Origin of the sequence: Salibaculum sp., assembly GCF_035270045.1 — a bacterium.
Lineage (GTDB): Bacteria > Pseudomonadota > Alphaproteobacteria > Rhodobacterales > Rhodobacteraceae > Salibaculum.
This window is the reverse complement of the sequence record NZ_DATFIP010000003.1, coordinates 1-5,628: the sequence shown is the minus strand read 5'-3', so window position 1 is coordinate 5,628 and position 5,628 is coordinate 1. Positions and strand designations below refer to the sequence as shown.

The following is a 5,628-nucleotide window of genomic DNA, read 5'->3' as shown; positions in this document are numbered from 1 at the left end:
TGCCCCCACCCGGCCCACCAACCGCGCTGACCCTCGCCCAGATCGACGCCTGGATCGCGGCCACGCCGAACCAGCCCCACGCCATAGGGCGCTACCAGTTCATCCCCGACACGCTGCGTCGCTTGGTCCGTGCCGAGGAATTGCCGCCGCAGACGGTCTTTGCCCCCGGGGTGCAGGACCGCCTGGCCATGGTCCTGCTGCGCGAGGCCGGGCTGGAGGATTTCCGCACCGGCGACCTGCCGCGCAGCCGTTTCATGCACAACCTCGCCCGTATCTGGGCGGGCCTGCCGCTCCCGGATGGGCGATCCTATTACGAGGGCTACGCGGGCAACAGCGCCACCATGACCTGGGCGGATTTCGAGGGCGGAATGGCTCGCATCTGGCCAGAGGCGGGATAAGACGAAGCCCCCGCCAGCTTCCCGGCGAGGGCTTCTTTTTTGTGGCGAGGTGCGGCCGCCATTGGCGGCGTCGACCGCTTGCCCGAACTCGGCGTTTCTCGTGAAAGGCCGGTTACCAATCCTCGCGGGCGACAGTCCGGGTCTTGACCGGAAGCTTCATCGCCGCAAGGCGCAGGGCCTCGCGCGCGACAGTGTCGCTGACGCCGTCGATCTCGAACATCACGCGACCGGGCTTGACCTTGCAGACCCAGCGATCCACCGAGCCCTTACCCTTGCCCATGCGAACCTCGATCGGCTTGGCCGAAACCGGGGTATCGGGAAAGATGCGAATCCAGACGCGGCCCTGACGCTTCATGTGGCGCGTCATGGCGCGGCGGGCCGCCTCGATCTGGCGAGCGCTGACGCGCTGGGGTTCCACCGCCTTTAGCCCGAAGGTGCCGAAGTTCAGGTCGGACCCGCCCTTGGCCTCGCCGCGAATGCGGCCCTTGTGCATCTTGCGGAATTTCGTACGCTTTGGCTGAAGCATGTCTCAGATCTCCCTAGCGACGGCCGCCGGCACCGCGCGGGGCGGGGCCGTCTTGCAGCTCTTGTTGCTTGCGATCGCGCGCGGAGGGGTCATGTTCCATGATCTCTCCCTTGAAGATCCAGACCTTGATCCCGATGATGCCATAGGGTGTCATGGCTTCGCTTTGCGCATAGTCGATATCGGCCCGCAGAGTGTGCAGCGGAACGCTTCCCTCGTGATAGTACTCGGTCCGCGCGATTTCGGCCCCGCCGAGGCGTCCGGCCATGTTCACACGGATGCCAAGGGCCCCCATGCGCATCGCGTTCTGCACGGCGCGCTTGAGCGCACGGCGGAAAGAGACACGACGCTCAAGCTGCTGGGCGATGTTCTCGCCGACCAGCTGGGCGTCGAGTTCGGGCTTGCGCACCTCGACGATGTTCAGGTGCAGTTCGCTATCCGTCATCGTCGAGAGCTTCTTGCGCAGCGTTTCGATATCCGCGCCCTTCTTGCCGATGATGACGCCCGGACGGGCGGTATGGATCGTGACACGGCACTTCTTGTGCGGACGCTCGATAACCACGCGGGCAACGCCGGCCTGCTTGCATTCGGTCTTGATGAACTCGCGGATCTTGATGTCCTCGAGCAGTAAATCGCCGTAGTCCTTGGTGTCGGCATACCAGCGGCTGTCCCAGGTGCGGTTGACCTGGAGGCGCATTCCGACGGGATTGACCTTGTTACCCATTAGGCTTGCTCCTCAACTTGACGCACCTTGATGGTGATTTCCGCGAACGGCTTCAGAATGCGGCCGAACCGGCCACGCGCCCGCGGACGACCACGCTTCATGGTCAGGTTCTTGCCGACGAAAGCCTCGGCCACGACCAGTTCGTCAACGTCGAGATTGTGATTGTTCTCGGCATTGGCGATCGCGGACTGAAGGCACTTCTTGACGTCCTGCGCGACCCGCTTCTTCGAGAATGTCAGGTCGTTCAGTGCGGTCTCGACCTTCTTGCCACGGATCATGCCGGCGACGAGGTTCAGTTTCTGCGGGCTGGTGCGAAGCATACGGGTTTTCGCCATTGCTTCGTTCTCTGCCACGCGGCGGGGGTTTTTATCCTGGCCCATGACTATTTCCGCTTCGCTTTCTTGTCGGCCATGTGCCCGTAGTAGGTACGGGTCGGCGAATATTCACCAAACTTCTGACCGATCATGTCCTCGGTTACGTTCACAGGAACGTGCTTGCGGCCGTTGTAGACGCCGAACGTCAGGCCCACGAACTGGGGCAGGATCGTCGAGCGGCGCGACCAGATCTTGATAACGTCGTTGCGGCCGGATTCCCGGGCAGCTTCGGCTTTCTTGAGCACGAAGCTGTCGACAAACGGGCCTTTCCATACAGAGCGAGCCATGTCCTAGCGCCCTTTCTTCTTGGCGTGACGCGAGCGCAGGATCATGCGCTGCGATGCCTTGTTCGTGTTACGGGTGCGCTTGCCCTTGGTGGGCTTGCCCCAGGGCGAAACGGGGTGACGGCCGCCGGATGTCCGGCCCTCGCCGCCGCCGTGTGGGTGGTCGATCGGGTTCATGACGACACCACGAACCGACGGACGCTTGCCCAGGTGCCGATTGCGCCCGGCCTTGCCGATGTTCTGGTTGGTCTTGTCCGGGTTGGAAACGGCGCCGACGGTGGCCTTGCATTCCTGCCGGACCATGCGCAGCTCGCCCGAGGACAGCCGGATCTGGGCGTAGCCGCCGTCACGACCGACGAACTGCGCGTAGGTCCCCGCGGCACGTGCGATCTGGCCACCCTTGCCGGGCTTGAGCTCGATGTTGTGAACGATCGTGCCGATGGGCATGCCGCTGAAGGGCATCGCGTTGCCGGGCTTGATATCGGCCTTGGCAGAAGCAATCACCTTGTCGCCGACAGCCATGCGCTGCGGGGCGAGGATATAGGCCTGTTCGCCATCGGTATATTGAATGAGCGCGATGAACGCGGTGCGGTTCGGGTCATATTCGATGCGCACGACGACGGCTTCGACGTCGAACTTGTTGCGTTTGAAATCCACGATCCGGTAGAGGCGCTTTGCTCCACCGCCACGACGCCGCGCGGTAATCCGTCCGGTATTGTTCCGGCCGCCTTTCTTGGTCAAACCCTCCGTGAGGGCCTTGACAGGGCGGCCTTTCCAAAGCTCCGAGCGGTCGATCAGAACCAGCCCACGCTGGCCCGGCGTCGTCGGCTTATACGACTTGAGTGCCATGTTTACTGACTTTCCGTTGCTTTGCGGCCCGGTCTTGGGCCTATGTGGTTAAGGGCCCCGAAGGTCCCCGGTTCGAAAGGGATGGCTTGCCAACCCCGTGCGAAAGCGCCGAGCCCCGGACGAATCCGGGGCTGGGCAGATGCTGTCACCTATTAGAGGCCGGTCGTCACGTCAATCGTGTTGCCCTCTTCGAGCGTCACATAGGCCTTCTTGACGTCGTTACGGCGACCGGGCTGGCCGCGGAACCGCTTGGTCTTGCCCTTGGTGATGGTGGTGTTCACCGCCTTGACCTTCACGCCGAAGAGACTTTCGACCGCCTCCTTGATCTGCGGCTTGTTGGCGTCGATCGCCACCTCGAAAACCACCGCACCGGCCTCGGAGGCCATCGTGGATTTCTCGGTGATGACCGGCTTGCGGATCACGTCATAATGTTCTGCCTTGGCACTCATTTCAGGCGAGCCTCCAGAGCTTCGACACCCGCCTTGGTCAGCACCAGCGTGTCCGACTTGAGGATGTCGTAGACGTTGGCGCCCATCGAGGGCAGCACGTCCAGGTTGGTGAGGTTGCGCGCGGCCTTGGCGAAGCCTTCGTTCACCTCGGTCCCGTCGATGACCAGCGCCCGCTTCCAGCCCAGATCATTGACCTGCTTGGCCAGGGCCGCGGTCTTTCCGTCAGCCTCGGCCGACTCGAGCACCACCAGTTCACCGGCCTTCACCTTGGCGGACAGGGCGTGCTTGAGACCCAGCTTGCGGAACTTCTTGGTCAACTCATGGCCATGGCTGCGCGGCGTCGGACCCTTGTAGATACCGCCCTTGCGGAAGATCGGCGCATTCCGGTCACCGTGACGTGCGCCACCGGTGCCCTTCTGGCGATAGATCTTCTTTGACGAGTAGCTCGTTTCCGAGCGGGTCTTGGCCTTGTGCGTGCCAGCCTGCGCATTGTTGCGCTGCCAGCGGACCACGCGGTGCAGGATGTCGGCACGCGGTTCCAGCCCGAAGACATCGTCGGACAGTTCCACGGACCCGGCCTTGTTGCCGTCCAGTTTGATCGCGTCAGCTTTCATCGGATTCGCCTCCTTCCGGCGCGGACTCTTCGGCTTCGGCGGCCTCCATGGCGGCCTGCTCGGCCTCGGCCGCAGCCTGCGCCGCGGCTTCTTCCTCGGCGGCCGCCTGCGCGGCGGCTTCCTCGGCGAGGCGTTCGGCTTCACGGGCGGCAGACTTGAGCGCGGCGGGGTAGATCAGGTTCTCGGGGAGCGGCTTCTTGACCGCGTCCTTGATGGTCACCCAGCTGCCCTTGGAACCCGGCACCGCACCCTTGACCATGATCAGGCCACGGTCGCTATCGGTCCGCACCACCTGCAGGTTCTGCGTGGTGACCTTGGCGGCGCCCATGTGGCCTGCCATCTTCTTGCCTTTGAACACCTTGCCGGGGTCCTGACACTGGCCCGTGGACCCGTGGGCACGGTGGCTGATCGAGACACCGTGCGTGGCCTCGAGGCCGCGGAAGTTGTGCCGCTTCATGCCACCGGCAAAACCCTTGCCGATCGAGGTGCCCGACACGTCGACGAACTGTCCCTCGAAGTAGTGACTGGCGATGATCTCCTCGCCCACGTTGATCAGGTTGTCGGGGTCCACGCGGAATTCCGCGACCTTCCGCTTGGGCTCCACCTTGGCCTTGGCGAAGTGGCCGCGCATCGGCGCGGTGGTCCGCTTGGCCTTGGCAGCGCCGGCGCCAAGCTGAACGGCGCTGTAGCCATCCTTCTCGGCGGTGCGTTGGGCCACGACCTGAAGATTGTCGAGCCGAAGTACGGTCACAGGAACCTGCCGACCGTCTTCCTGGAAGATACGGGTCATCCCGACCTTCTTTGCGATAACACCAGAGCGCAACATGTCTGATGGCCCCCCTTAAACCTTGATCTCGACATCCACGCCGGCCGCGAGGTCGAGCTTCATCAGCGCGTCCACGGTCTGCGGGGTCGGGTCCACGATATCGAGCAGACGCTTGTGCGTGCGGATCTCGAACTGGTCGCGGGATTTCTTGTCAACGTGAGGCCCCCGCAGAACGGTGAACTTCTCGCTCTTGTTCGGAAGCGGGATCGGACCCCGAACCGACGCACCGGTGCGCTTGGCCGTGTTAACGATTTCCTGGGTGCTGGTGTCCAGCACGCGGTAATCGAAGGCCTTGAGCCGGATGCGGATATTTTGGCTTTGAATTGCCATTTTCGCGCCCTCTTAGGCTGAGGATTGAGAGGTGGAGCTCACGGGATTGCGCCCCCACGTCGAACCCTGAATTGCAGGGGGGTGGACCCTGCGGCCCACCCCGGTCTTCCCTCGTCCGCTCCGGCTCAGTCGATGATCTTTGAGACGACACCGGAGCCGACGGTGCGGCCGCCTTCGCGGATGGCGAAGCGCAGGCCTTCTTCCATGGCGATCGGCGCGATCAGTTCGGCGGTGAACTTCAGGTTGTCACCGGGCAT

Annotated in this window: 10 protein-coding genes and 1 pseudogene; 1 reads left to right on the top strand and 10 read right to left on the bottom strand. The window is 63.5% G+C overall.

Going from position 1 to position 5,628, the window contains the following annotated elements; genetic code table 11:
* A pseudogene (locus tag VJ897_RS00690) lies at nucleotides 1-398 on the top strand (lysozyme family protein); the annotation flags it as partial.
* Between the two features lie 112 nt (nucleotides 399-510).
* Here VJ897_RS00690 and rplP read toward each other — a convergent pair.
* The 10 genes from rplP to VJ897_RS00640 all read right to left on the bottom strand — a co-directional run.
* Nucleotides 511-924 carry a 50S ribosomal protein L16 gene (rplP, locus tag VJ897_RS00685; protein WP_324052289.1) on the bottom strand — a complete coding sequence of 138 codons (414 nt, stop codon included), beginning with the start codon at nucleotides 922-924 and terminating at the stop codon, nucleotides 511-513.
* A 13-nt stretch (nucleotides 925-937) separates the two neighbouring features.
* Entirely contained in the window at nucleotides 938-1,645 is a 708-nt protein-coding gene (gene rpsC / locus VJ897_RS00680) for a 30S ribosomal protein S3 (protein ID WP_324052287.1), read from the bottom strand.
* On the bottom strand, nucleotides 1,645-2,025 hold the full coding sequence (gene rplV / locus VJ897_RS00675) for a 50S ribosomal protein L22 (protein ID WP_324052285.1): 381 nt from the start codon (nucleotides 2,023-2,025) through the stop codon (nucleotides 1,645-1,647). The genes rpsC and rplV overlap by 1 nt, the downstream gene beginning before the upstream one ends.
* Nucleotides 2,026-2,027: 2 nt before the next feature.
* Complete coding sequence (rpsS, locus tag VJ897_RS00670; RefSeq protein WP_324052283.1) at nucleotides 2,028-2,306, bottom strand: 30S ribosomal protein S19; 279 nt, start codon at nucleotides 2,304-2,306, stop codon at nucleotides 2,028-2,030.
* Between the two features lie 3 nt (nucleotides 2,307-2,309).
* A complete protein-coding gene (gene rplB, locus VJ897_RS00665; RefSeq protein WP_324052281.1) occupies nucleotides 2,310-3,152 on the bottom strand; it encodes a 50S ribosomal protein L2 in 843 nt (280 codons plus the stop codon).
* Between the two features lie 152 nt (nucleotides 3,153-3,304).
* Nucleotides 3,305-3,601: a 50S ribosomal protein L23 gene (locus VJ897_RS00660; RefSeq protein ID WP_324052279.1), complete on the bottom strand. Its 297-nt coding sequence runs from the start codon at nucleotides 3,599-3,601 to the stop codon at nucleotides 3,305-3,307.
* On the bottom strand, nucleotides 3,598-4,215 hold the full coding sequence (gene rplD, locus VJ897_RS00655; RefSeq protein ID WP_324052278.1) for a 50S ribosomal protein L4: 618 nt from the start codon (nucleotides 4,213-4,215) through the stop codon (nucleotides 3,598-3,600). Before rplD ends, VJ897_RS00660 begins: the two co-directional genes overlap by 4 nt.
* On the bottom strand, nucleotides 4,205-5,041 hold the full coding sequence (gene rplC, locus VJ897_RS00650) for a 50S ribosomal protein L3 (RefSeq protein WP_324052276.1): 837 nt from the start codon (nucleotides 5,039-5,041) through the stop codon (nucleotides 4,205-4,207). The genes rplD and rplC overlap by 11 nt, the downstream gene beginning before the upstream one ends.
* A gap of 15 nt (nucleotides 5,042-5,056) precedes the next feature.
* A complete protein-coding gene (gene rpsJ, locus VJ897_RS00645; RefSeq protein WP_324052291.1) occupies nucleotides 5,057-5,365 on the bottom strand; it encodes a 30S ribosomal protein S10 in 309 nt (102 codons plus the stop codon).
* A gap of 131 nt (nucleotides 5,366-5,496) precedes the next feature.
* Nucleotides 5,497-5,628: EF-Tu C-terminal domain-related protein (locus VJ897_RS00640; protein WP_527251204.1), on the bottom strand; the 132-nt coding region annotated here is incomplete at its 5' end.

Bases quoted from the DNA above. Each gene is read 5' to 3' on its own strand.
- rplP (WP_324052289.1), bottom strand. From the start codon at position 924: ATGCTTCAGCCAAAGCGTACGAAATTCCGCAAGATGCACAAGGGCCGC.
- rpsC (WP_324052287.1), bottom strand. From the start codon at position 1,645: ATGGGTAACAAGGTCAATCCCGTCGGAATGCGCCTCCAGGTCAACCGC.
- rplV (WP_324052285.1), bottom strand. From the start codon at position 2,025: ATGGGCCAGGATAAAAACCCCCGCCGCGTGGCAGAGAACGAAGCAATG.
- rpsS (WP_324052283.1), bottom strand. From the start codon at position 2,306: ATGGCTCGCTCTGTATGGAAAGGCCCGTTTGTCGACAGCTTCGTGCTC.
- rplB (WP_324052281.1), bottom strand. From the start codon at position 3,152: ATGGCACTCAAGTCGTATAAGCCGACGACGCCGGGCCAGCGTGGGCTG.
- VJ897_RS00660 (WP_324052279.1), bottom strand. From the start codon at position 3,601: ATGAGTGCCAAGGCAGAACATTATGACGTGATCCGCAAGCCGGTCATC.
- rplD (WP_324052278.1), bottom strand. From the start codon at position 4,215: ATGAAAGCTGACGCGATCAAACTGGACGGCAACAAGGCCGGGTCCGTG.
- rplC (WP_324052276.1), bottom strand. From the start codon at position 5,041: ATGTTGCGCTCTGGTGTTATCGCAAAGAAGGTCGGGATGACCCGTATC.